Source organism: Treponema endosymbiont of Eucomonympha sp. (assembly GCF_001028545.1).
Genome location: NZ_BBPW01000254.1, coordinates 1 through 878, shown reverse-complemented (window position 1 = coordinate 878; position 878 = coordinate 1). Strand labels below are relative to the sequence as shown.

1 protein-coding gene is annotated in these 878 nt (G+C 46.9%); it reads left to right on the top strand.

Features of this window, described 5'->3' with window-relative positions; all coding sequences use genetic code 11:
- Nucleotides 1-98 precede the first annotated feature (98 nt).
- The gene (locus tag AWU74_RS06350) at nucleotides 99-419 is read left to right on the top strand and encodes a hypothetical protein (RefSeq protein ID WP_059370949.1); all 321 of its coding nucleotides are present in this window, start codon (nucleotides 99-101) and stop codon (nucleotides 417-419) included.
- Nucleotides 420-878 lie beyond the last annotated feature (459 nt).

The window sequence follows — 878 nt, the reverse complement described above, 5'->3', positions numbered from 1 at the left end:
GCTTACCGAGTTTGCGCCGCTTCGCTTACCGCAAACTCGCGGCATAAAACTTTGCCTATAGGTGAACGGCATAGAGGCGCGACATAGCGGTCAAATCCATGTATTATATAGAGATACACGGCATACGGGCAGCGCCGGACGCGCCCCGCGGCGGCGTTTTTGCGCCGCTCATAAAATTTTATGCGTGGCTCACAGGATTTTATGCGTGGCTCACAGGATTTTATGCGCCGCTCACAGGATTTTATGCGCCGCTCACAAAATTTTTTGCGTCACTCACAAAATTTTATGCGTCACTCACAAAATTTTATGCGCCGCTCACAAAATTTTATGCGTCGCTCACAAAATTTTATGCGCCGCTCACAAAATTTTATGCGCCGCTCACAAAATTTTTTGCGCGGCTCGCAGGACCTTGCGAGTAACTCGCGGGACCTTGCGGGCGGCGCGTTCCCCTTTCGGGGAACGTCTGAGTTTGCTTTGCGAACTCGCGGCATAGAGGTGAAGGCATAGCAAAAGCCCCGCATCGGGGCGTAAAAAAACAGCGAAAACCACGCTTGCCGCGGGGCACGCGGATTGTGCGGCGCAGGTAGCCCGCTCCCCTCACAGTGTTTGAAATTTATGAAAGAGTGTGGAATAATAGATATGTGCCCTGACGAACTGTATTACAATAACGTTTTAGCAGAAGAATGAAGCATAAAAGTAGACGCCGCAGGCATTATATATCTTGATCTAAACGAGGAAAATTTATGAAAATTGATTCATCAATAAGATACTGGTTGGATGGATTTGCTCTTGATGTAATAAGCGAGAGAAGAGATAAACTTATTAAAGCAAATAAGGTCATGTATGATGATGGGTGGACTTCTGTAATAGATAAATTC